This window comes from Flavobacterium hydrophilum (assembly GCF_003202405.1).
Taxonomy (GTDB): domain Bacteria; phylum Bacteroidota; class Bacteroidia; order Flavobacteriales; family Flavobacteriaceae; genus Flavobacterium; species Flavobacterium hydrophilum.
In genome coordinates, this window is the sequence record NZ_QJHL01000001.1 from 1,002,326 (window position 1) to 1,026,290 (window position 23,965).

The 23,965-nt window shown below is 35.4% G+C and carries 19 protein-coding genes; 6 read left to right on the plus strand and 13 right to left on the minus strand.

Going from position 1 to position 23,965, the window contains the following annotated elements; all coding sequences use genetic code 11:
* Positions 1-46 precede the first annotated feature (46 nt).
* Positions 47-1,624, minus strand: coding sequence for an FAD-dependent oxidoreductase (locus DMB68_RS04025; protein ID WP_110345368.1), 1,578 nt, complete (start codon positions 1,622-1,624; stop codon positions 47-49).
* 199 nt (positions 1,625-1,823) lie between these two features.
* Here DMB68_RS04025 and DMB68_RS04030 point away from each other — a divergent pair, with 199 nt between their 5' ends.
* Positions 1,824-2,993 (plus strand): zinc-dependent alcohol dehydrogenase, encoded by a 1,170-nt coding sequence (locus DMB68_RS04030; RefSeq protein ID WP_110345369.1) that lies wholly within the window; start codon positions 1,824-1,826, stop codon positions 2,991-2,993.
* A 72-nt stretch (positions 2,994-3,065) separates the two neighbouring features.
* On the opposite strand, the gene DMB68_RS04035 is transcribed toward DMB68_RS04030, so the two are convergent.
* The 9 genes from DMB68_RS04035 to DMB68_RS04075 form a co-directional block, all read right to left on the minus strand.
* Positions 3,066-3,257 (minus strand): hypothetical protein, encoded by a 192-nt coding sequence (locus DMB68_RS04035; protein WP_110345370.1) that lies wholly within the window; start codon positions 3,255-3,257, stop codon positions 3,066-3,068.
* A 58-nt stretch (positions 3,258-3,315) separates the two neighbouring features.
* Entirely contained in the window at positions 3,316-3,813 is a 498-nt protein-coding gene (locus DMB68_RS04040; RefSeq protein ID WP_110345371.1) for a DNA-deoxyinosine glycosylase, read from the minus strand.
* Between the two features lie 100 nt (positions 3,814-3,913).
* On the minus strand, positions 3,914-4,513 hold the full coding sequence (locus DMB68_RS04045) for a YciE/YciF ferroxidase family protein (RefSeq protein ID WP_110345372.1): 600 nt from the start codon (positions 4,511-4,513) through the stop codon (positions 3,914-3,916).
* A gap of 15 nt (positions 4,514-4,528) precedes the next feature.
* On the minus strand, positions 4,529-6,670 hold the full coding sequence (locus tag DMB68_RS04050; protein WP_110345373.1) for a catalase: 2,142 nt from the start codon (positions 6,668-6,670) through the stop codon (positions 4,529-4,531).
* A gap of 185 nt (positions 6,671-6,855) precedes the next feature.
* The gene (locus DMB68_RS04055; RefSeq protein ID WP_110345374.1) at positions 6,856-7,614 is read right to left on the minus strand and encodes an SDR family oxidoreductase; all 759 of its coding nucleotides are present in this window, start codon (positions 7,612-7,614) and stop codon (positions 6,856-6,858) included.
* A 79-nt stretch (positions 7,615-7,693) separates the two neighbouring features.
* Positions 7,694-9,877 (minus strand): hypothetical protein, encoded by a 2,184-nt coding sequence (locus tag DMB68_RS04060; protein WP_110345375.1) that lies wholly within the window; start codon positions 9,875-9,877, stop codon positions 7,694-7,696.
* 55 nt (positions 9,878-9,932) lie between these two features.
* Entirely contained in the window at positions 9,933-10,589 is a 657-nt protein-coding gene (locus DMB68_RS04065) for a DUF6766 family protein (protein ID WP_110345376.1), read from the minus strand.
* Between the two features lie 160 nt (positions 10,590-10,749).
* Positions 10,750-10,953, minus strand: coding sequence for a hypothetical protein (locus DMB68_RS04070; protein ID WP_110345377.1), 204 nt, complete (start codon positions 10,951-10,953; stop codon positions 10,750-10,752).
* Positions 10,954-10,991: 38 nt separating this feature from the next.
* The gene (locus DMB68_RS04075) at positions 10,992-11,582 is read right to left on the minus strand and encodes a DUF6934 family protein (protein WP_110345378.1); all 591 of its coding nucleotides are present in this window, start codon (positions 11,580-11,582) and stop codon (positions 10,992-10,994) included.
* A 557-nt stretch (positions 11,583-12,139) separates the two neighbouring features.
* Here DMB68_RS04075 and DMB68_RS04080 point away from each other — a divergent pair.
* From DMB68_RS04080 to DMB68_RS04100, 5 genes are all read left to right on the plus strand, one after another.
* The gene (locus tag DMB68_RS04080; protein WP_110345379.1) at positions 12,140-12,661 is read left to right on the plus strand and encodes an RNA polymerase sigma factor; all 522 of its coding nucleotides are present in this window, start codon (positions 12,140-12,142) and stop codon (positions 12,659-12,661) included.
* 33 nt (positions 12,662-12,694) lie between these two features.
* Complete coding sequence (locus tag DMB68_RS04085; RefSeq protein ID WP_231131577.1) at positions 12,695-12,922, plus strand: hypothetical protein; 228 nt, start codon at positions 12,695-12,697, stop codon at positions 12,920-12,922.
* Positions 12,923-12,928: 6 nt separating this feature from the next.
* Complete coding sequence (locus DMB68_RS04090; protein ID WP_110345380.1) at positions 12,929-13,771, plus strand: FecR family protein; 843 nt, start codon at positions 12,929-12,931, stop codon at positions 13,769-13,771.
* A gap of 101 nt (positions 13,772-13,872) precedes the next feature.
* Positions 13,873-16,491, plus strand: coding sequence for a carboxypeptidase-like regulatory domain-containing protein (locus DMB68_RS04095; RefSeq protein WP_110345381.1), 2,619 nt, complete (start codon positions 13,873-13,875; stop codon positions 16,489-16,491).
* A gap of 5 nt (positions 16,492-16,496) precedes the next feature.
* Positions 16,497-17,339, plus strand: a complete 843-nt coding sequence (locus DMB68_RS04100; RefSeq protein ID WP_110346339.1) for a DUF4249 domain-containing protein — start codon at positions 16,497-16,499, stop codon at positions 17,337-17,339.
* An 89-nt stretch (positions 17,340-17,428) separates the two neighbouring features.
* Here DMB68_RS04100 and DMB68_RS04105 read toward each other — a convergent pair whose 3' ends face one another.
* Genes DMB68_RS04105 through DMB68_RS04115 form a run of 3 tightly spaced genes read right to left on the minus strand, consistent with a single transcriptional unit; the run spans position 17,429 to position 23,950 of the window.
* Positions 17,429-18,733: an ATP-binding protein gene (locus tag DMB68_RS04105; protein ID WP_110345382.1), complete on the minus strand. Its 1,305-nt coding sequence runs from the start codon at positions 18,731-18,733 to the stop codon at positions 17,429-17,431.
* Between the two features lie 2 nt (positions 18,734-18,735).
* Positions 18,736-19,317 (minus strand): hypothetical protein, encoded by a 582-nt coding sequence (locus DMB68_RS04110; RefSeq protein WP_110345383.1) that lies wholly within the window; start codon positions 19,315-19,317, stop codon positions 18,736-18,738.
* 52 nt (positions 19,318-19,369) lie between these two features.
* Entirely contained in the window at positions 19,370-23,950 is a 4,581-nt protein-coding gene (locus tag DMB68_RS04115) for an eCIS core domain-containing protein (RefSeq protein WP_110345384.1), read from the minus strand.
* Positions 23,951-23,965 lie beyond the last annotated feature (15 nt).

Genomic DNA, 23,965 nt, shown 5'->3' on the forward strand with positions numbered 1-23,965 from the left:
TACGGCCTTTTTGGTTGCTAAAGGTATAATGGCTTTCATATCTGTTTTATTTAATGTGAATTTTCGACAAATCAGTTTGAGCCGGACCATTAATTACTGTTCCTTCTATATCAAATCGGGAGCCGTGGCAAGGACAGTCAAAAGATTTTTCATCATTATTCCAATGCACTATGCAGCCCAGGTGAGGGCAAACGGCAGAAAAGGTTTTTAAAGAATTGTCATAATCACGATAAACTGCAATTTTTTTAAATCCGGAAGAAAGTACAGCACCTTCTCCGGAAGGTAAATCTGCAGTATTATTTAAGTCGGATCCACTTACCCAATCCAGATATTGAGAAGCCATATTACCTGCTTCTTTAATAAAATCGCCTGTAGTTTTCAAAGTAATTCTGGACGGACTGTATAAATCTTCCCATTTATTTTTAATGCCCAAAATACTGTCACAAATAATCATAGCACCGATTGTGGTGTGCGTCATTCCGTTTCCTGAGTCTCCTGTAATGATGTAAATATTGTCGTCTCCGGGATTTTTTCCCATAAAACCAAGGGAATCTACAGTTTCCATTACTTGTCCGGACCATTTGTAAGTGAGATCATTTTCTAACATAGGGAAATAATTTCTTGTCCACGCTTCCAATCGGTCATAACGCGCTGATTCCGGAATACCTTCATCTGCCTGACCTGTTTTATGATCCTCTCCTCCCGAAATAAGCAAATCGTATTGATCATCATAACTTTCCAAACGGACATAATGATACGGCTGAGAAACCCATTTAGATTCCTGATCTCCCGTGTCCCACCAAAGAGCGTATGGAAGTGTGTCTTTCGGAATTTTTCCAGCAATTACATATGTTCTGTACGCATGCTGTTTGGTATGCATCGTAACAATATCATTAATTGGAGTGTTGGTAGCTACCACTATATGATCAGCAGAAAAGGTAAAACCATTTACTTTTGCCCCTTTTTTAGTGATGTCTTCTGCATGTGCTTCGGTATAAATAATTCCGCCAAGCGAAATAACAGCATCCGCCATTCCTTTCAAGTAATGTAATATATGAAACTGTGCCTGATTGCTAAAAACCACACAAGGTTGTTTTTCACAATTTGCCATTGCAGGAATTCCTTTTAGCAAAGTAGTTCGTAATCCTGCCTTTTGCGTTGCATGAAATTCTTTTTCTAAGTTTTCTTCTTTATCAGTTGGATCAAGGAATAAGTATCCGTTCACTCTTTTAAAAGAACATTCGATATTCAAATTGATAACATTTTTTTCTATCTCGTCAATTGCAGCAGCGTGGCTTTCGGCAGCCAGTTTTGTAGCTTCTTCTCCAAAAGTATCTTGAAGGAAATAGTATCGGTCATCAAGGGCACAGGTTAAATGTGCTGTTGTACGTCCGGTTTCACCGCTACCAATAAAACCATCTTCAACAATGACTACTTTTTTGCCTGCTTTCAATAATTTATAAGCGGTGGTAAGTCCTGCGATTCCGCCTCCAATAATAAGGACTTCTGTCTGAATATCCTGAGTAGGATTATTACCGGAAATGATCGGACTAGAATCAATCCAAAATGAAACATTTTCGCCAGAAGTAATACTCGAGCTTTTTAAAGTATTTGAATTATCCATAACATAAGTTTTATTAATGATTTAGCTGAAGCGTAACTCAATCAAAACTAATAATGACAAATATGGAATGCTTACAGTTTTAGTTTTAAAGTTTATAGGATTGCCATTGTGTTCTTTATGTAAGTATTCGGGTGAATGATATAAGTGTAAGAGGTTTTATATGAGTTAATTAGGTTTTTATGAATTTAAAAACTTACATATGAAAGCAGCTGTTATACATGGGCCTGGATCAATAAAATACGATACCGTTGATGATCCCAAATTAGTTGAGAAAGATGATATTATTTTAAAAGTCACTTCGACCGCTATTTGCGGATCTGACCTTCATATTTATTCCGGTGGATTTCCGCAGCCAAGGCCAATGGTGCTTGGACACGAATTTATGGGAATAGTTGAAGAAACCGGTTCTGCTGTTACACACCTTAAAAGAGGTGACAGGGTAGTGGTTCCTTTTCCGATCGCTTGCGGAAACTGTTTTTTTTGTAACCATGATGTTCCTGGAAATTGTGAACACAGTAATCCGGAACATTACGGACCTGAAGGAGGCATATTAACACAAAAAGGTGGTGCTCTTTTTGGCTATACCGATCTATACGGAGGATACGACGGTGGACAATCGCAATACGTTCGGGTACCTTATGCGAATTACGGACCAAGAATAGTTCCCGATAATTTATCAGATGAGCAGGTACTTTTCCTGACAGATATTTTTCCTACAGGATACACCGGAGTCGATTGGGGAGAAGTAAAAGGAGGAGAAACCGTAGCCATTTTCGGATCTGGTCCCGTAGGTTTAATGGCTGCCAAAAGTGCCTGGATTCGAGGTGCTGGACAAGTAATTATTGTAGATACTTTGCAATACCGACTTGACAAAGCAAAAGCAACAACAGGTGCAACAACCATACTTTGGGAAGATGGTGCAAAAGATGTTGTAGAACAGATTCGGGCACTTACACAAGGCCGTGGTGCTGATGTCTGTATTGATGCTGTAGGTTTTGAGCCAGATCGTAGTTTTGTAGATCGCGTTAAAGCTACAGTCAATTTTGAAAAAGGATCAACCAAAGTATTAGAAGCTTGTATGAGCGCCGTGAGAAGAAGCGGTATTGTTTCGGTACTGGGTGTTTATGGTGTTAATTATGATAATTTCCCAATTGGACAGTTTTTCGACAAAGGAATAGTATTGAAAGGAGGTCAGGCACCGGCACACAAACATATTGACAAACTTTTAGAATATGTAATTCAGGGAAAAGTAAAGCTGGATGATATCATTACACACAGACTTCCATTGTCTGAGATTTCACATGCCTATGACATTTTTAAAAAGAGAGAAGACGGCTGCGTAAAAGTTGTTTTAGATCCTTGGAAATAGTATTTAATTAGAAGATGAACTCTAAACAATTATTTGCTTAGAGTTTCATTTTTATAAACTATAATAAAAATATTATTTGATAGTGAAACCATTTTCTTTAAGGGCTTCGGTTACCTTGATTATAATTTCCGAAAGATGATGGCTTATAGATAATTCGGTTTTTACCCAATATCTAACATTAATCTGAATTGTATTTCCTGTAACGCCGGAAACGACAGCCGAATTAAAATAGTCCTTGTCCACAATTTCAGTGTCATTTTTCAATTCTTCGGTAATAACATTCAGCGCTTTCCTGTAATCCGTTATCGAATTAATCTAATATTTAATCAGGATTAGCAGCTTTTTCTGCTAAAATTTTCCACGTTTCCACTTTTTGACTAAACGAAGTCCCGGCATTTAAACCACTTGTTGACGGAAGAACGTAATACGATATCCCAATTTGGGGAGTAGAATATTTAGTATAAAATTTTGCTGCTGATTTGCTTTCGAAGAAAACATATTTAATGTTTGGATATTGAATATGAAAATTTACAAAATCATTTATGCTTTCATTGGTTATCTTAGAATCACTGCTTCCTTCCCTGATACAGGAAGCCAGTACATTCCAAAGAGCGATTTTATGTTTTTTCAGAAAGGTTTTACGATCGTCGTATGAGGTAGTGTAGTTTTCTTCAAAAATCGTAAACATGATTTTCCAGAAATGATTTCCCTTATTCCCATAATACTGCTGTTTTGCAATAGACTGATCGCCCGGCATAGTCCCGAGAATCAATATTCTGCTGGAATTATCAATTAGTGGATGTAAAGCCGTTTTATACATAAAAATTGAAAATTGAATGGTATAATAATACAAAAAACATCTGTCGTAGCACAGATGTTTTCTTGTAAAAATGAATATTAAAATTCTAAACAGAAAAGTATTATTCGGCTGCTACACTATTTACAACGTTTAAAGCAACGTCGTTAAGTATGCAATCTGCTTCTTTTTCTTCTGCTAATGTTTGTGTTAATAGTTTTGCAGCATCATTTTCTCCGAGTGTTTTTGCAAAAGCAACAAGCGTTCCGTAAGTCGCAATTTCATAATGCTCAATCTTTTGGGAAGCAGCAATAATACCGGCATCCCTAACAGGTCCGGGTGTTGTTTCTTCGAGGATACTGTCGCCTTCTTTAAGTAATCCGGCCATAGCCTCGCATTTTTTTCCTTCGGCATTTTCTGCTAAAAGGTCAAAAACTTGTTTTAGTCTTTCCACCTGAAGCTGAGTGATTTCAAGATGTTCTAAAATTGCGCTTGCAAGTCCGGGAGAACTCGCATTGGCCGCCATTTTTGGAAGTGCTCCAACAAGTGCGTTTTCTGCCCAGTAAATATCTTTCAGACTGTCAATGAAAAGTTCTTTTAATTCTGTTGCAGCATCCGGAGCCGGTTCTACAATGTTTATTTTTTCATTATTTTTTATAGCTTTTGTTTCAGTAGCCTTTTCTTGGGTCGCATTGGTCTGACCTTGTTTTTCTGAATTTTTCATGTTTATTTTTTTTAATTAAATATATAAGTTTGGTTCACGGTTCCAGAAACGGTGCACACCCATTGCAGCGATAAATTCCTGGGCAAATGCTTCAGATGCTATCTCGCTGGTAATAATAATTCCAGGATCGTCATTTGTTAGTTTTGAAGCAAAAGTGGTTCCGCTCAGCAATTCAGATGCTTCTCCGTCAGCGCCTATAACTTTACAATGTTTGTAAGCATCATTAAGGTACTCAAGAGCATCATCATTTTGTGCCAGAACATTCAGCCCAACTCCGTGAGGAACATACACCGCATCAAATAAAACGGATGAAGCAGTAAGGAAACTGAATTCAGCGGCAAGTGCTCCATCAGAATCCGTAAGAACTGATCCCAAATGTGGAGCAATTACACATCCTTTTGCACCTTGTTTTTTAAGGGCGCTTTTTATATTCATAACCGCTGCCTCAGAAACTCCGTCAGAGCAAAGAATAGCCACTTTTCGGGATTCGATTGTTGGTGAATTGGTTGGATTTTTAACCATACTCAATGGCTCAGATAAACTTACAGAGGATTCGACCGTTTTAGGCTCCTGATTTCCGCCTTCGTTTTCCGGCGAAACGCCTTTATTAGCAGGGAATTCAAGTATCGGAGGTACAGAGGCTCCAAGTCCTAATGCCACTTTTTCAGCTAATTGAGCATCTACCTGCGAAAGAAGTCCTAACATTCTGATTCTGATCGCAGTCGTTTCTACTTTACCAAGTTCAAAACGAAGTGCTTTTACAATATGGCTTTTTTCTTCCGGAGTCTGGCTGTTAAAGAATAATTTTGCCTGTCCGAAATGATCTGCAAAACTTTCGCTTCTTTCTCTGACTTTGTGTGCTTCAATACGTTCATTAAAACTCGAGAATCCGCCTTCAGCAATTTGAGCCTGGTACGGACATCCCCCGCCTAATGAATTTGGATGATAACTTACACGGCCTTTATTAACTTCCTGACGCATGAATCCATCACGCTGATTGTTGTGAACGGGAGCAACACTTCTGTTAATTGGAATTTCATGAAAATTTGGTCCGCCTAATCGGGTAAGCTGTGTATCGGTATAAGAGAATAATCTTCCTTGCAGCAATGGATCGTTCGAAAAATCAATTCCCGGAACAACATGCCCAGGGTGAAAAGCAATCTGCTCTGTTTCTGCAAAGAAGTTATCCGGATTTTTGTTCAAAACCATTCTTCCAATAATAGTAACCGGCACTAACTCTTCGGGAACAATTTTTGTCGGATCAAGCAAATCAAATTCATATTTGTTTTCATCTTCGGAAGGTATTACCTGAACGCCTAATTCCCACTCAGGAAAATTACCCATTTCGATTGCCTGCCATAAATCTTCTCTGTGGAAATCCGGATTCTTACCCGAAATTTTTTGTGCTTCATCCCAGGCTACAGCATGAGTTCCTAATTTTGGTTTCCAGTGAAATTTCACAAAAGTAGATTCATTAGCTTCGTTGATCAGTCTGAAAGTGTGAACACCAAAACCTTCCATCATACGATAGCTTCTTGGAATCGCACGATCAGACATTGTCCACATAATCATGTGCATGGATTCTGGCATAAGCGAAATAAAATCCCAAAAGGTATCGTGTGCTGATGCAGCTTGTGGCATTTCGTTATGAGGTTCAGGTTTTACTGCATGAACCAAATCCGGGAATTTTGAAGCATCCTGAATAAAGAATACAGGAATATTATTTCCTACCAGGTCATAGACTCCTTCCTGTGTATAAAATTTAACTGCAAACCCTCTAACATCTCTGGCAAGGTCAGTAGAACCACGAGAACCGGCAACTGTAGAAAATCTTGCAAAAACGGGAGTCTTGATTCCGGCTTCTTGTAAAAACCCGGCTTTTGTCAATTCAGGAATCGGATTCGTTACTTCAAAAAAACCATGAGCTCCTGAACCACGTGCATGAACTACACGTTCCGGAATTCTTTCATGGTCAAAATGAGTAATTTTTTCTCTTAAAATAAAATCTTCCAGAAGAGAAGGACCACGATCGCCTCCTTTTAGTGAATTATTATCATCATTAATGCGAACACCCTGATCGGTAGTCAGGAATTTATTAGTTCCGTCTGATTTGTTTATCGACAAATCACGTTGTTTTTCGTCTTGAAAATTTTTCATATAGTAATCATTTACATGGTTAAATTAAAACTTGTTTTTTTTTTTGAATTGTTTTTTTAAAGTCAGATTTACAGAAAGTTACATGGATAATTTCTCGTATTTTTCAAATTTACCTTATAATAAAACAGTGGTTTTATAGAATTGTAAATTGATATTTCACAATTACCATTTGCCTTTTGAAAACTCTATATAATCTGCAAATGTGGACGTATCTGCATCGTTACAATGTCACATCTTTTCGGCTGCGATAAACAAAACAAAACACTCATGGCAATATCTTCAGCTTTCAGCATTTCCATTTTATTTATTTTTTTTTCATGCTCTTCTTTTGTACCAGGCTGCATATCGCTTGTTACGGCGCCGGGCTCAATAAGGGAAACTTTGATTCCGAAAGGATTGACTTCCTTACGCAAAGAAGTACTGAATCCTCGTATTGCATGTTTTGTTGCAACGTAAATAGTACTTTCCGGGGAATCTGTTTCTGCACTCATAGATCCAATATTTATGATATATCCTGATTTTTGATTTTTCATCCTTGAAACAGCTTCCTCTGCAAAGGCTAAATACCCGGTAATATTGGTGTCAATTACATATTTATAATCTTCGTAAGTGCTGCTTGTAATTCCGTCGGCCCCAAGTGCAGCATTATTAATAAGAATATCCATTCCGCCAAGTTCCTGATCCGCCAATTTTAAGATTTTATCGATATCTTCTTTTTTTGTTACATCGGCCGGAGTGCCATAAAGTTCGCAGTCAGGAAATTTTTGTTTGATGTCATCAAATGCATTTTTGAAATCTTCGTGGTCTCTTCCAAAAATCAGTACACGTCCGCCAAGCGAGACTAATAAATCGGCAATAGCTTTTCCTATACCGGTTGTACCGCCTGTAATAACAATTCTTTTGTTTTTTATATTTTGTCCAAAGTAGTTCGTTAAATTTTCCATATTTGTGTTTTATAAAGTGTCTGATTGATATTTGTAAAGACTGTTTGTGGGTTTCGGCAGCATTTTTTTCTTGATTAGGTCACCATTGAACTTTAATTAAGCCAAAACCAGAAATATTATATTCATGCATTTTTGCATTTTTCATGAATGGCTTAAGTATTTCGTTTTCATGAAATACTTTCATCTGAATCTTATTACCCTTCAGTTTGATAATTTTTAAATTGTACGACATGTCTTTATCCCCGTCAAGATGTATGGCAACCGATTTTCCTCTTTTGTGAGGTGTCGTCAAAGGATAATCGATAAAAAGAAGAAAATCTTCATCGATTTTGATGTATTGTCTGGATACAATTCCAAAGGCCATTCCGGCTCCGTAAACTTCCTGGCCAACCTGACCGCTTTGTTGCCATCCATTATATAAATCTTCTAAAGGAATCCATAAATCAGATTGTATTTCTCCTGTTTTTACTTCCTCCGAAAGCATTTCTTTTGGCAGCATAGGAGGGTAATAATAGGCAATTCTGTTTATGGCATATTTAATAAACTCCGGAATCAGGGTTCTTAAAGAGGGTAAAATATCAACATCCTTCGCCTGAATAAAATATTCTGACAATGCAGCATAAACTTCCAACTCTTCGTAAGCCGCTGTATAGGGGGCATCATTGAGCGGAAACACTGAAAAGAAATTCGTATAATTTTTGCCATAGCCATATTTGCAATCATAAAGCTGAATATTTTTAAAGAGTCCGGTAAGACAGGTGTAACTTATATCCAGATATAATTTTTTTTGGGTAATCTTGTACAATTCTAATAGTGCACCGGCTGCAAAAGCGGTATTATTTGCCTGATACAATATGTTGATGCCCAATGCTGTTAGTGTTTTTGCAGCTTTTTTGGCTTCATTTAAATAGCGTTTTTCTTTGGTCAATTTAAAAACAAGCAGCATTAAGTGTGCGTATGCACCCGCAACATCTCTTTCTCCTCCAGCTCCGGGAGCTGTTTCTTTTTTGATTGTTTCAAGTGTTTCCATATTATAAAATACGGGCCATACATACTTAAAATGATGGGCAACTTTTATAACATACTCAACAGAATCCAGCAGCAGTTTTTTTGCTGTTTTTTCACCATCCAAAGCCAGTCTTGCCAAATTCATTAATGGATGATGCAAATACCAGGAATCCATTACCATTTCTTTTTTTTGCTCTTCAGATTGGTCAAGTTTATCAGCGAGTGCAGGGAGCCAGCGATTTATGCAATTTATTTTTGGATCGTAAAAGGCAGGCAATCCGCTAATTATGTCTGAGTAGATCGGATGTTTTTCTCCTTTCCAGTTTTCGTATTCTTTGTAGGGAGTCAATACAGCAAGCTGAACCATGCTCTCAGAAGGCGTTTCATAATCACATAAATAAGCATTAAGATAGGGAATTCCGTTAGTCTGGGTCCAGGCGCCTTTGCTGTGATATAAATCCGTTAAGGACTTTTGAGCTATATCCGGCCAATCGTGATATTCAATTTTTGACTGTGGAATTGCTTTATATATGTTGACAAGATTATTTAAAAAGTGTTCACAAATAGCCGGCGTTTCTTCTATTGTTTCAGCTTCCAGAACTACATAGGCATCTGAAATTATAAAAGATTTACCTGATGGAAGAGGAAGCTTGTCCGTGATGGGCAGCTGAAAACCAATTTCAGGCCAGGTTCCTCCAACGGCATTTTTTGATTCAGTTTCAGTGGCTTCACAATATTCAGACAGTGAAGTTAAATTTTGAAAATAAAAAAATGAACCTGTCGCGGGTTTTGTGATGCTCGCAAATATCAATCCGGATCGGGATCCAAATTGCTCCATATGAATTTTTCCAGTAGTGTTTTCTACACTGCCATCTTCTGTAAGAGGTATAATGTCTCTTGGCCAAAATGGAATCATTAATGATACATTGGCTGTAAAAGTGGTGGTGTAATGCAACAAAGGTTTTGTTGTGTTCGGAAAATCTACGCGAACTTCATAGCTTCCCAGTTTTGAATTTAATGCAATGACAATCGTATCTCCATCATCAAAAAGATTCACGACTTCAAAACAGCTGTTCATACCAAATGCTGCACGAAAAGCTATTTTTCTGTTTTGAGGTGTAATGACTACAATCCAAAAAGAATCGCCCGTGTTATAAAATTGATAGCTATAATCAAGAATTTTTCTTTCTAAAAGTAATGCACTATTCTCAATATCTAGCTGCACCGTTGTGCTCCAGGGACTTACTGTATGCATAATGATAAGTTTTAGGTTGTTTTACTTTTTTGAAGTACCGGTTTAATAAATGCTATTATTCCCCGGTTTCCATATTAGGGGCATCTATCGGTTTTGATTGCGAAGATCCAATCTGGCGTAAATAAACAGTTAATACAACAATAGCAAATACAGAAAGAAACTCGCTTTGCCAGTTTTGAAAAGATTCAAACCAAAATCTGGAATCACTGATATAATCAGAGGCAGTTTCTAAAGTTTTGCCTTTCAATAATAATTGCTCGTTTTCGTCTTTAAGACTGCCATAAAAATGGGCCACAAAAGAAACTATGAAAAGAAAAAGCAATACAATCGATAATGAATGTTTATAGATTTGAAGTATAAAACCACCTTTTTTAACAGGCCACGGAGCATCTTTTCGGGTAGGAGAGGGTTCTCTGTCCACTTCTTCCTCTTTATCAAGATCTTTGGATTCTGAAGAACCCTTCTGCATTAAAAAGACAGTAAGAATGACTAATAAAGCCATTTGCAGAAATTCACTTTCCCAGTTCTCAAAAGTAGCCTGAATAAAATGTCCCGAAACCAGATAAGATGAAAGGTTTATTACTGTGTTGCCTTCATCTATAAGTTCTTTATTATGTTCCTGAAAACCAAAAATTATTTGGCCCAAAAATGCTCCGAAAAATAAAAGCAGGAAGCAAATACCCAAACCGTTATTGCGTAAAAAAGTTTTCATTATGTCATTTGTTTATTACAAATTGACAAACAAAAACTCACTTTTATTTATATAATTCCAGTCTTGTCTTACAGAATTATGTTCTAAAGTATTTAAAATCAGGTATAAAAAAACCGTCTGAGTAATCAGACGGTTTGATTTTTGAATTAAAAAATATCAGTTATAATGCGCTATTTTGCATTTTATTTATTTTTTCTATTTTTTCGGGAGAATCAAAAACTTTTTCAAAAAGTTTGCTTTTTTCTTTGGCAAATCTCTCTACTGCTTCTAACTCCTGAATGGTCATTTTAGGACGACCGGCCCAAAAGTTAGTAGATTTCTCTATTTGTATTTCTACTAAATCCCTTAATTGTTTTGCTCCCATAACGTTACAAATATACTATTTTTTTATTATCTCAGTAATTAGAGGTCTTTTTTTAACTTAAACAAAACAAATTGATAGTCAGCTGTTTTGGTCGTATTGTACTTTTCAATACTTTTTATTTCAACACTATTGCTAAGTGATGTCAGGTCTTTTTCCCGAATGGTTCTTTCATGTTCTTTTCCTTTTCGGGTAATCGTTTGTTTTTTTTCTATAATCTTTATTTGCTGTTCCATTCTACCTCCTGAAATCTCCAGATATTGTTTTAAAATGATCATATTCGAAGAAATTTTTTGTTTGTACAGACGATGTTTATGCAGGGTGTTTCCAAAAAACAAAATAGTATAGTCAGGATTAGAAATAAAAAAATGAAGAATACACATAAATACTGTAGCTAAAACTTCATCATAATCGTTATTATTAATTTCGGCCAGATCGTTAACGATTATGGTATTTTCATAATTTTCCAGATTTCCAAAACCTACGCTGTACCAATTCAGATTTTTATTTATAGGAGAAATGGAAACAATTTTGGTTATTTCCTGAATGCCCATACTAATGAATCGAAACTGGTAAACTTCGTTAGTAATTCCTTCAAAATTATAATTATACGCTTTATCTAAAAAATCCAATTTAGTTTATTTCAATTTATAAGTAAATATAAATATCATTTTGGATTATTAATTATAAGAAAGAATTTTATTGTTATTTATTAAGGTTTTGTGTGGTGAGATTTTTCTTAAAGCGTCGATTCTAAAAGAAAAAAAACGACAATCCGAAAAATAAGACAAGATTCAATGTTTTTCCAAAAACGTTTCCAGTGAATTGAATTCATCTTATTAAAGATTATCGTTTTCTTAATATACGTTTGAATTGATTTTGTAGTTTTGAATATAATTTCAAATTTTCAATTAAGTTACGAAAAAATGTTTAAATGTAGGATTTTTATTTATATATTTTTATTTAAATTTAAATTTTATCCAAAAAAAAGCTATAGTTTTATCAGGAACTTCAGTTATGACCCCTGTATTTTCAATGTAGGAAAATTTAATTTTCATATAGATTTTTAGAATAAATTTCTGTTCTTTGTACTGCTTAAGCAATATCTAAAAAAAACAACAAGCCTTAAAATATTTAGAAGGCAATATTATTTTGGACATTGAGTTAAGTTTATTATCATGTTTATGTTATGGACAACAAAAAGTTTATATTAAGTTTAAAAAAAGGCAATGAAGCTTCTTTCAAACAGGCTTATTTAAATTACTACGACAAACTGATAAATATCGCTAAACGATTTAATTTTACAGTACTTACGCCACAGGATTTTGTTCAGGAAACTTTTTTAAGACTTTATAATAAAAAAGAATTACTTAATGAAGATGTTTTATTTGATAAACAATTGTTTACAATATGCAAGAACATCATAATTAATCATGTTAACCGCGAAAACAAAATTATCCAGCTCGATCCTTCACAGTTTCAGCCAGAGCATGAAGATTCAGAAACAGGAATTTTTGAAGAAAGACAGGAAAAACTACAAACTTTCATAAATCAGCTTCCTGAGCAGCAGCAAAAAATATTTACTTTACATAAACTGGAAAACCTTAGCTATAAGGAGATTGCAGCAATTACGGATCTTTCTGAAAAGACAATTGCCAATCATATTTATCTTGCCAGTAAATTTATTCGAAAAAAAGTCGAAGACCATTAGGAACTTTTTTATTCTCGTTTGTTATATATAAAAATGAGAGCAAAAATGCATATTGAAGCGTATAAAACGAATGTCAGAACAAAAAAGGATGCAAGCCTGCTTGTAGCTCTTTTACAATTCATCATTTCTGATTGTATTATCAATTTTGATTTCAAAAACCGCGAAAGAATTCTTAGGATCGAAACCAATAGAGACATTCAGGAAATGGTGTATGGTGTTTTTACTAAACAGGGATTTTATTGTAAAAAACTTAACCCGTAAAAGGTCATGGATAAAGAAAAAATGGACAAGGAATTTGAAAAATTATGGAACGAAACTCCACTTTCGCATTCAGAAAGCGAAAAAGAAGCTTCATGGGAACAATTTCAATCTAAAACCTTTGCTGCTAAAAAGCCAAAGTTTAAAGTTTGGCGCTATGCAGTAGCGGCAGCAGTCATCATTTTTGTGCTGATAGGAACTGGTATTTATTTTAATGGTAGTCCGTTACAGGATGATATTTACCTTACTTCAAATACAGTTGAAAATACTACTTCGATAATTAAAACTGTAGCCCTCCCTGATAGTTCGAGGGTAGAACTGAGCCCAAATTCTAAAATTGTATATGCTAATAATTTTGAAACCAACAGAAAGATTATAGTAGAAGGTGAAGCCTATTTTAAAGTTACAAAAGATAAAAAACACCCTTTTCAGGTTTTCTGTAATGAAACTACAACTACTGTTTTAGGTACTTCTTTTACGGTTCAGGAAAATGCACAAAAAGGAGTGACGGTTTCCCTTTATGAAGGAAGTGTCCAAATGAATGTAAAAGATCAGGATAAAAAATGGATACTTAAACCGGGTGAAAAATTTATTTATGGAAACAATACTGCTGAAGTAGCCGAATTTAACAGATTTACAGATTTTGAAAACGAAAAACTGAGTATTGTCAGCGATTATATTAAAACAAACTATGGCTATACTATGACAATTCCGGAGGAATACAGTAATCAGCGAATTACAATTAGAATCAATAAAAAAGAAGATTTAAAAACAATTGTTCAATTAATATCAGAAATGTATAACTTAAAATTTGAAATAAACGATGAAGTAAAACAGATTACTTTTCGATAGAAAAGAAAAGGATGCACTAGCCGCGAAACTAAACATCCTCCTCATAGTCAGGGTAGTATAGAACTATCCCATGTAATAATAATTCAAAAATACAAAATTTCATGAAGCATATAATTTCAGCATGCTTTTTTTTATTCAGTTTGTGTATGTTCTCTCAAAATGTATCAGTAACTGTAGATCAAAATATGACATTAAAAGAAGTGTTTAAGCAAATAGAGAACCAAACGGATTTTAAATTTGCTTTTACCGATCAGATTAATACAAACCAAAGGTATTTTAATCAAAAGAATACTTATAAAAATATCGAAATAAAAGCCCTTATCAATGAGCTGAATAAGAACAATTCGATTCAGTTTTCTATCGTTGGGAATAATATTTTCGTGAAGCAAAAAACTTCTAAAGCAGCTACTTCCAAAAAAAAAAGTAAGTTAACCGGACAAGTTCTTGATGAGAATAAAGAGCCTGTTATTGGCGCCAATATTTTTATTAAAGAATTGGAAACAGGTGTTACTAGTGATGCAGACGGGAAGTTTTCGTTAGAATTGAATAAAGGAACTTATACTGTTGTAGTCAGTTATGTTGGTTTTAAAAATGGAGAAAAACAAATAACAGTTTCTGATGATGAAAGAATAAATTTTATTATGGATGCCGACAGCCAGCAGCTGGAGCAGGTAATTGTTACAAACTCAAAAGCAGTTGATGTAAGAAATACGCAGATGAGTGTCAATAAACTTACGATGGAAGAGATCAAAAAAATTCCATCAGCTATGGGAGAGCCAGATCCTTTAAAATCAATATTGACATTACCGGGAGTTACAAATGCAGGAGAGCTTTCGTCAGGTTTTAATGTCCGAGGAGGTGCTGCCGATCAGAATTTGACTCTTTTAGACGGAGCCCCTGTGTATGGAGACTCTCACATGTTTGGTTTTTTTTCCATCTTTAATGCAGATGTGGTCAACGGACTGGATTTATACAAAGGAGGGATTCCTTCAAAGTTTGGAGGAAGGGTTTCTTCTGTTCTGGATGTGAGTCAGCTAACCGGAGATTTTACAGATTATAAGGTGAATGGAGGAATTGGATTGATATCCAGCCGTTTGCTGGTACAAGGACCAATCAAAAAAGAAGTTGGTTCCTTTGTTGTTGCAGCGCGAACCTCTTATGCCCATTTATTTTTAAAGCTGGCAGATAATAATAATTCAGCAATGTTTTATGATATAAATGCTAAATTAAATTATCGTCTGGGTGCTAATAATACGCTGGCTTTTTCCGGATATTTTGGAAATGACGTTTTCGATATCAATGAACGTTTTTCAAGTACTTACGGAAACACAATGGGAATTTTAAGCTGGAAGCATCAGTTTTCTGATAATTTAAATACCAATTTATCTGTTTTCTACACCGATTATAAATTTAATTTGGGCATTTCAACCGAAAATTTTGAGTGGGACAATACCATAAAAAGTTATGGATTAAAGTATAACTGGAGTCAGACTGTATCTGAAAAGCTTAAACTTAACTACGGAATAGACGGTCAATATTTTGATTTCAATCCCGGTACCGTACAGCCCACCAGTTCAGATTCACCGTTCAATTACAAACAGCTTGATAAAAAATATGCTTTAGAATCGTCTGCTTACCTTGATTTCGAACATCAGATTACCGAAAAATTGAATCTACGCTACGGACTTCGTTATAGTATGTTTTACCGTTTAGGAGGAGAGGAGATTAGCACTTATGAAAATGGACAGGCAGTTGTATACAATCCGTTATATAATATTTATGAAGAAGGTACTCCAACAGGAAGTATCTCTTATAAAAGTGGAGAAACCATAAGTAAGTTCAATAATTTAGAACCGCGTGCAGCATTATCATATGCTTTTAATGATGATAACTCGGTAAAAGCGAGTTACAACAGGATGGCACAATACATTCATATCTTATCAAATACACAGTCACCATTGCCAATGAATATCTGGACACCAAGCGGACCTTTTACAAAACCACAGCTTCTGGATCAATATGCAATAGGCTATTTTAAGAATATTAAGGATGCTGAATATTCTTTTGAAGGAGAATTGTTTTATAAAAATATCCAAAACCGTATTGATTACATAGACGGTGCAGATATTTTGGCCAATAATAATATAGAGCAGGTTATCTTGAATGGCAAAGCCAGATCCTATGGTTTGGAATTATTATTTAGAAAAAACACAGGTAATTTAACCGGCTGGGTTTCTTATACACTGTCAAGAGCTGAGCAAAAAACTCCCGGCAGAACTTCCGAAGAACCAGGAATAGCAAACGGTAATTGGTATTTATCAGGATATGACAAACTGCATAATCTAAATATTGTGGGTAGTTATCTGTACAATCCAAAATGGTCTTTTAATGCTAATTTTTCATTGCAGTCAGGTATGCCTGTAACGTATGCAAATGGTTATTATGAATTTGGAGGAATCAATATTCCTAATTTTTCACTTAGAAATGAAAACAGATTACCGCTTTACCATCACCTGGATCTGGCAGCGACTTACACGCCTAAACCGGATAAAAAGAAAGGATGGCAGAGCTATTGGGTGTTTAGCATTTATAATATCTACAACCGACAAAATGCTGCTTCTATGACATTTGCAACAAATGAAGATACGGGAGCGAATGAGACCAGAAGACTATCCATTTTTGGAATAGTACCTGGTATTTCTTATAATTTTAAATTTTAATGAATATGAAAAGGCTTGAAAAATATAATTTTAGAAATAAAATACTGACTCTACTGAGTTTTCTTTTTGTAATAACTTTTTCATCTTGTGAAGAAACAGTGACTCTTGATTTAGAAACCGGTGAAACAAAAATAGTTGTAGATGCAGAAATTATCTGGCTAAAAGGAACAACTGGTAATCAACAGACCATAAAAATCAGTAAAACAGCTCCTTATTACAGCAACACTACGCCAAAAGTTTCCGGAGCCCAGGTAAGGGTTGAAAACAGTAATGGCGATGTTTTTACTTTTAATGAAACAGAACCTGGGACTTATGTATGTACTGATTTTGTTCCTGTCATTAATATGGATTACACCCTTTATGTAACAGCAGAAGGACAAAATTTTACAGCTGTTGAAAAACTGACTTCTGTGACGCCAATTGACAAAGTAGAGCAAAAGATTGTTCCTGATTTTGGAGGTGAAGATGTAATTGAACTTACCTTTTATTATAAAGATCCTGCAAACGAGGTTAATTATTATCTCACAGATTATCAAAGTGATTTCCTGTTGTTTCCGGAATATGAATTGACAGATGATGAATTGTTTAATGGAAATGAAATAAGCACACGATTTTCAGACGAGGATAAAATGAAACCCGGAAAAACAGTTCAAATTACGCATCGTGGTATTTCTAAAAATTTCTATAATTACATGAAATTAATTTTAGAAATATATGGAGGAAGCCCTTTTTCTGTTCCTCCCGGAAATATCAGAGGTAATATCGTAAATACGAGTGATTCCAAAAATTTTGCTTTTGGTTATTTCAGACTTTGTGAAGCAGATAAAGTATCGTATCTGGTAAAATAAAGATTAGATTATTTAGGTTGATTTGTATGTGCATCTGCTATTAAATATTTTTTTGGCAGATGTACGCTTTTTTATAATCTGCTTAAACGTTACATCATTTTTCCTTCTTTTACATACTCTTTTTTTATTCCCTGAAGAAGGTGATTGAGGTTAATATTTTCGTTATCTTCTTCCAGTGTTCTCAGGCAGGCATATTGGATGATGTTCACAATATTGGCGCCGGTAATGTCGTACTTTTTTGAAAGTTCATTAAGATTAACATCTTCAGCAATTTTGATTCCTTTAGGCAGATTATTTTTCCAAAGCTGCAAACGTTCACTATAAGAAGGCACTTCAAACTCAATTATGGATTGAAATCTTCGGGTAAAAGCGGTATCAATATTTGCTTTAAAATTAGAAGCCAGAATAACCAGTCCGGGATGATTTTCGATGCGCTGAAGTAAATAGGAAACCTCCTGATTGGCATATTTATCATGAGCATCACGAACATTTGTACGTTTTCCAAACACTGCATCAGCTTCATCAAAAAAGAGAATCCAGTCTTTATCAGCTGCTTTGTCAAAAAGAGATGAAAGATTTTTTTCTGTCTCACCGATGTATTTCGAAATTACCATAGACAAATCAATACGGTAAACATCTCTTTTAGTGTATTTTCCCAAAAGCGAAGCAGTAAGCGTTTTTCCCGTACCCGGTGCACCATAAAACATAACTCTGAAACCGGGTTTAATCTTAGCTTTCATATCCCATTCGTGAAGTAAAATTTCATTGAATTTAAGCCACGTTTCTATTTCTTTTATTTGATTTAAAGTATTGGAATTAAGTACCAAATCATCCCAGTCTAATTGAGTTTCAATTAATTGAGCAGGAAAGATACTGCTCAGCTGTGGTTTAAGGATTTTTCCGGTAATGAATTTTTCAATGTATTCATCTTCCAAAATTAATAAACCACTCAGTTTGGGTTCACCATTTGGAACAGCTTCTATTTTGATGATCCCTTTATGATAAAGAAAAGACTGATTGTGTAAATAATTATAAAAGGCAATTCTTTCGTTAAGATTATTTCCGGCAATTAAAAACTGAGCTGTTTCGCCTGTAGGTAAAATGCCACGATGGTTTTTCGTTTTTATTCCGCCAAACTCAGGCAGTTCACCGCCATTTGGTAAATATTCTGCAATAATCGAACTTAAAAAATCGGGTTTCACGTGCGGCGCAAGAGCCAGTCCTAACAAAAGGGTGTCAATTTCTGTGAGGTTATTTTCGATGATGAATTCGTTTATAAAACCATTCGAATCAACTTGATTCAAAACAGGTTTTTCCATTGGGTTTTCGGCCAGGAAAAGAGTATCAAGCTGAAATACGAATTGGTTTTTTAAGTGTTCGAATAGTGTTTCCATAACTACGTTCTTAAGAATTCGAGTAATTTATTTCCTAATATTACCTGTTCATCAATTGATGAAATTAATTCTGATGTGTTGTATTCAATATTTTGAATATTAGGAAGATTTCCGTTCAGGGTTTCTTTCCAATTGTTTTTGTTGTTTAATTCAACAAAATTGTAAAGTTCTTTTTGTTGGTTAATATCTTTGAAATAATTAGGGGAATCAATCAATGGATAATAGCCAGAATACGGTTGTGGCAAAATACCCAATGATGAAAAATAAATTTTATTTTCTTTAGGTTCAAATATGAAAAACAAAGGTTCGCTGTAAATGCATGTTCTTAATAAAGCAAATTTCCTATCCAATAGTCTTTCTTTTAATTCCTTTAGCTGAGGAAGTATATGATCAAGAATACCAAAATTATTGAAATCTTCGTTTGATGACATTGAGATTTTACTTAATAACACGATCATTTTATCCAGTCTGGGTTTCCATTCGGGAGTATTTTCAAGAAAATCACTAATCGTTATAGCGCTTCTGGGCGGGAAATCATCATTGCCTTCCTCATCATCAGGGTTGTATATATAGAATGTTATCATTAGATATTAGTTTTTATCAAAAATTAATAAGTAAAAGTATGTTTTTTTTGCGTTATATGCTTTGCCATAAAGTCACTACTGCCTTCATGAGTTTTCCTTCAATTTGTATGCCCACACTTCCTTGAGGATAAAGAGACAATACCCCGCGTACGTTGTCTAGACTCACCCACATTTGATGACTTGCGGCCATTGTTCCTTTTCGTACATCAGTTCTGTTTAATGTTCTGATTAAAGCTTCCAATTCGGGTGAATTCAAAAGGGAACGGGCTAAACTTTCTAGTTGTGCAAAATCAGTTCCAAGATTAAACATACTAACTCTCGATTCAATATTGGCAAAAGAATTTACAAAGAAATATTTCCATGTATGACCGGCTGCGATATGTGCAATATCAGCATTTTCAATCGTAACAACCACAGATGTGCCATCAGCTATAAGGAAACTTTTACTGCCGACTTGTCCGGTTCCGGCGACACCTCTTGCCGGGACATTTAAATTTGATGTACCTAGGCATTCATTGGCCAGATTTATGGCATATTGTAATCCGTTTTCCCATTTTGAAGCTGCTCCACTAGTGGCAACTCTGTCAAAGAAATTAATTATTTTATCAATTTTTTTGAATCTATGTACCGGACAGGCTTCTAAAAAGTCAAGAATAAAGGTTGAGCCAGATGTGGCGCGAGACAATCCGTTAGCAATTGCTTTATCGACAATAGTCATTACATCGGCAAAATTTCCAAAATGATTAATAAAGTTTGTTAATTTGTCAAGGTCCTTAATTTCATCCAGAACTTTAATCAGGTCATCAACCACTCCACCGGCTTGAGTTAGAAGATTTCTTAGTTTAGCCACGGTTAAGTTTTCCATGTGAAGGAGTTTCTCTAATTTGCCAACTGTCATTCCGGGGTCGTCCAGAAATCTAACAAAATCATCCAATTCACCTGCGAGAGCCTCTAGTTTTGGCAAGGCTGCATTTATATCTGTCAATCCTTCCAGAAAAGGAACCAAACGATCTAAGGCAGCGCTTCTTCCTAAAATGGTTACTACTTTGTCAGCATCTGTAACTGTGTTAAATACAGCTAATAATCTGTTAGTATCTGCAAAAGAATCAAAAGCAATGACTAACTTATCCAATTCCGCAACTTTATCAAAAAGAGCAATTATTTTATTGATATCAGAAGCTTCTTCAACTATTCGGAGCATTGTTGCAAAATCGGCAGCTTTGGTTACAATTCGAAGCAGTGCCGGAATATCATCGGCAGTCTGAATCAAAGTAATTAATCTTCCCATATTAGCTGTTCCTACGCGTTCCATTGCAATAATCATTTTGTCAATATCACCTGCTTCAGATAATACTTGTACAACTCGTGCAAAATCATCGCCGGAGCGTTCAAGTACAATAAATAATTTTGCTAATTCTTTTGCTTTGCTTAATATAGTTATAAGGGTTTCGGCATGACCAACCTGTATTCCTCTTTCAATGAGCGTTAAAATCCTGCCTACATCATCTGCTTTACTAAGAATAATAAGTAATTCATCTGCTTTTCCAACGGCAAGTAACGCCTCAATTATTCTTGCTACATCATCAGCACTGCTCAATAGTTTGATTAACAATTCAAGATCTTTAATCTTATCCATTAGCAAAAGCAGTCTTTCAAGATTGGCAATGCTGTCTATCAGTGCAATAAGAGCTCTGACATTTTTTACTCGTGCAACAATTCTTATGAATCGTGACAAAGTTCCTACTCTTGCTACAATTTCGGCAATTCTTCCTAAACGTGGAATCCAGCCCATTAAACGTGCATAAACACCTGTGCCTATTAAAGCGAAAGCGATTTCAAAAAGGGCTCTTCCAAACAATCGTCCTCTTTCGTAAGGCGATAAACCTTCAGTAGTAACTGCTCTGTAAATGAAATAAATGGCGGTAAGTACTCCTACAACTATACCAATAATCATCAATACCAGCATAACTTTGGCAAATGCTACACTAAATACAAAAACAGCAATTAGAATAATAATAACGATTATGAGAATAGCTACCCAGAAAAACAAGGTTCCCATTGCATCCCATAAAGCAGACACCAGGCTGGTGAAGCCTTCGACAAAACCGTGTGCCATTCCTGAGATAAAATCAGTTACATCATCCCACCAGGAACGGGAACGATTGAATTCTTCGTCAAGATTTGCAGTAAATTGATTTAATATTTCTGATTGTTGAAGTAAACCACTACTTACGGTTTCGCGCATGTTGGTAATATCATCGGTGAGCTGGCTGTTCCATCTCGTATCGCTTTCGTCAATTTTTTCCTGTAAACCACCATCAAGCGAATCTGCAACTGTTTGCGTTTCGGTTTCAGATTCACGGGCACCGTCATCTATTGTTTTGACAGTATCTGTTTTTAGTTTATCTGCAGATTCCTGGTATCCGTTTGCCGTTTCAGCTAACGAATTGTTAATAGTATCCTGATTAGAAGTAAATTCATTTTTAAATTGAGTCGAAATGTCCGTTACTTTTTTAATAACGTCAGTAATGTATTTGTCTACATCTTTATGATGTTCATCAATGGCATTGCCTAAATCATTTTGTGCTTCGGCTACCTCTTCATTGTACCAGTAAATTTTCCCTATATCGTTTTTGAAGTGATCGATTTCTTCTAATGTCGTAGCTTCATTGGTATCAATTTTTGCAAGTGTGGTTTTTAATATATCATCTAATTCGGCGTCAGTTTTTACAGGTAATGTTTCTAATATGGTTATTTGTGAATTAACACTTGTTTCCAATTCTGTTTTTAGATTGGTGGTTTCTTCATTTAAACCATTAATGGCTTCCCTTGCACAATCAGTTATAGTAGTTATTATTCCCTCTCTTCTGTCAACAATAGCGTCTATGGCTTCTTGTTTTTTATCGCCAAAATTAGAAGCAATATTCGAGGCATCATCTCTATAATTATCTGCTAATCGTAATGAATGAGTGACAATTTCAGAAGAGATAATATCGCCGGATTCCTGAATTTTTTGTACCGTTTCTGGTTTACTCGACCATGCCGCTTCAATAATATCTCCCACATTGTCTTTACCGCTATACTGACCTTGTTTTTGACGGATAATGGAATCAACCTGTTTAATGTTGTTAGAAGTTGTAGTCAACGCCTGAGTTGATTGTTCGGTTCCTGTAGAAATCACGCTCTGTGCCTTTTCTTCGGCAATTGAGCAAATCAGTTCGGTTTTGGTTACAATAACCTCATCAACCCTTAATAATTCTGCATCAGCCGTATCTCTTGCGCTTTGTATTTCACTATCCCTTTTTTGGATAATACTATTGGTTGTCTGTTCATGCGCTTTGTTAATTTTTTCAATTGTGACTCTTTTAGTTTCCTTCAATCGATCAATTTCTGCCTGAATAGTCTCTTTGTTTTTTCTTTTTTCTTCGTTAATGCCGTCTGTTAGTTCTTGTTTTTTATTTTTAAAATAGGTTACAGACGCTTGTTTTTTCTCTTCTACATAAGCAAGAAATAAGTCATAACTGGCAAAACCACCACCCGTTTCACCACCTCCGGAAGAAGACGAAGTCGCTTCTGAAGTAGAAGTTGTACTGCTCGAAGTTCCACCAGAAGAATCGCTGCCCGATGTTCCCGTATCAGCTGATTGATTTACAGAAACGCCTCCTTCAGATTCCGTGCTTGTTTCCTGAGTTGATTCTGAAGTCGCTTCAGATGTAGATCCGGCTGTTGATTGATTTTGAACAGCACTTGTAGTGCTTGAAACGGATTGATTAGCTGAATTGCTATTTGGATCTAATGTACTTTGATTAGTTGCTGTACTTTGCGTATTGGTATCTGTTTTGCCTGATCCTGATCCCGGAGTATCTTCAGAAGAAGTGTTTTCAGTTGGATCAGTTGCTGCTTTCGTGCTTTCCTGAGTTGTATCAGTTTCTGCATTTGAGGTATTTGGTTCTTCTTCTTTTTTCTGAATAGCCGGTTGAGGTGAACCTTGTTGAATGGTATGTGTTAATTCGTGAGCTAATAAATGCTTTCCACTCTGAGAATCCGGGCTAAATTTTCCTTCATTAAAATAAATATCATTTCCATTTGCAAAAGCCTGCGCCCCCAGTTCTTTATTCATTTGAACCGCGTTTGAATCATTGTGTATGCGGACATCTCCAAAATCAGTTCCGAAACCAGACTCCATCTCCGTTTTCGTATTTTCGGGAAGAGATGAACCGCCGCCTTTTGAGCCGTTAAGTTTTTGCTCAATATTAGGATTGTTTTTTTGTATATCAGATTGTGTCTTTTCCTGAACGGTTTCTTCTTTAACAGGCTGAAGCTGAACCACAGGAGTTATAGACTCTGCTAATGGTTTTTCCTGAATTTCATTTTCAGATTCTTCCTTTTTCTGAATTTCATTGTTTTGTTTTTTTTGTATTACAGGAGCCGGAGAAAAAAAGGTATCACTGTTTTTATTTTCATTTTTAGAAACCACTTTATCTGCAACAGCATCAGCTTCTATTTCGTATTTATCGTTCGATTTTCCTATATTGAGTTTTGCCTGAACTCCAAAAAAAGATTCTTCTCTCTTACTTCCTGAAGGAGCAGAGTGATTGGGAGAAGAATTATTTTTTTTAGAAAAAACGCTCATTTTAAATGCATTTTA